This is a genomic window from Streptomyces sp. NPDC047000, assembly GCF_040644295.1.
Classification (GTDB): domain Bacteria; phylum Actinomycetota; class Actinomycetes; order Streptomycetales; family Streptomycetaceae; genus Streptomyces.
In genome coordinates this window covers 1-1,096 of the sequence record NZ_JBEYWE010000085.1, presented here as the reverse complement: position 1 = coordinate 1,096, position 1,096 = coordinate 1, and the positions used below count along the sequence as shown (strand labels likewise).

3 protein-coding genes are annotated in these 1,096 nt (G+C 71.4%); all 3 read right to left on the bottom strand.

Annotation, left to right across the window (positions count from 1 at the left end; genetic code table 11):
• Positions 1-106 precede the first annotated feature (106 nt).
• The gene (locus ABZ862_RS38500) at positions 107-388 is read right to left on the bottom strand and encodes a type II toxin-antitoxin system RelE/ParE family toxin (RefSeq protein ID WP_360969297.1); all 282 of its coding nucleotides are present in this window, start codon (positions 386-388) and stop codon (positions 107-109) included.
• Between the two features lie 4 nt (positions 389-392).
• On the bottom strand, positions 393-674 hold the full coding sequence (locus tag ABZ862_RS38495) for a type II toxin-antitoxin system Phd/YefM family antitoxin (protein WP_360969294.1): 282 nt from the start codon (positions 672-674) through the stop codon (positions 393-395).
• A gap of 47 nt (positions 675-721) precedes the next feature.
• Positions 722-1,096: ATP-binding protein (locus ABZ862_RS38490; protein ID WP_360969291.1), on the bottom strand; the 375-nt coding region annotated here is incomplete at its 5' end.

Here is a 1,096-nt window from a genome sequence, read left to right as displayed (position 1 = left end):
CCGGCGCCCGGTACCGGACCGCCCGCAGGTGATCACGCCCACTCTACGACCGGCCACCGACAGAGCCCCCGGTTCCCGGGTATCCGGCGGGGAGGTGGCAGACGGCTCAGGGGACGTGACGGTAGATCTCGCGGCGGTTCCCGGCGGCCAGGACCCATACGATCAGCTTGCCGTCCTCGACCGTGTAGACGATCCGGTGATCGCCGACCCTGAGACGCCACCGGGCGTTGTGCCCTTGGAGGGCCTTGATGTCGAACGCCCCGATGTCGTCCCGGTCCATCGCCTTCTGGAGTTCGGCCAGGCGGTGGAGGATCCGCAGGGCGTCCGGACGGGGGATCTTGAGCATGTCCCTCTGGGCGTGCGGCGTGAACCGCGTGACGTATCCCATCGGCTCAGCTCTCACGATCGCGGAGAAGAGCAGCCATCCCCTCCAGCGAGACCGACCCTTCCGTGCCCTCGGACTCCGCCTCGTCCGCCAACCGGTTGAGCCACGCCTCCTCCGCGTCCTCCGCGAGCCGCCGCAGGCGCTGGTACTCCTCGATGTCGATCACCACGGCTTCCTGCCTGCCGCGCCGGGTGATGATCGTCGGCGTCTCCTCCCGGTGGGCGCGGTCTATGACGTCGGCGAGGTGATTGCGGACTTCGGCCATGGACTCGACTACCGGCTCACTCATGTCACGAACGTAGCAGATGTACATCTTGATGGCTTGACGGCGCTTCTTCATGCCGACGGGCTCGGACGCCGGTCCAGCCCGGCGTCCGGCACTGCCTGTTCCGTGGCCGTCGGGTCGCACCCGATCCACCGCAGCAGGGCGGCACGGGCGGACTCAGCCCGTTCCGCGCGCTCCTCCGGGGCGAGCCGGTCACAGACCTCGGCCGGGGCGGAGCCGGGGGCGTCGGGGATGCGCACTTCCTCGTACGGCAGCCGCCAGGAGATGGGCGGGAGGGGGTACTCCGCCCAGACGGTCTTGCCGGGGCCGTCCGGGCGGGGGTGCCAGTCCCAGCGGGCGGCCAGCCGGGACACCAGCAGCAGGCCGCGGCCCGCCTCACCGGTCCCGGCGGCCTCCGGGGTCCCGGGGCGGCGCGGGAGGCGTTC

Excerpts from the sequence above, each read along its gene's own strand:
- ABZ862_RS38500 (WP_360969297.1), bottom strand. The coding sequence starts at position 388 with ATGGGATACGTCACGCGGTTCACGCCGCACGCCCAGAGGGACATGCTC.
- ABZ862_RS38495 (WP_360969294.1), bottom strand. The coding sequence starts at position 674 with ATGAGTGAGCCGGTAGTCGAGTCCATGGCCGAAGTCCGCAATCACCTC.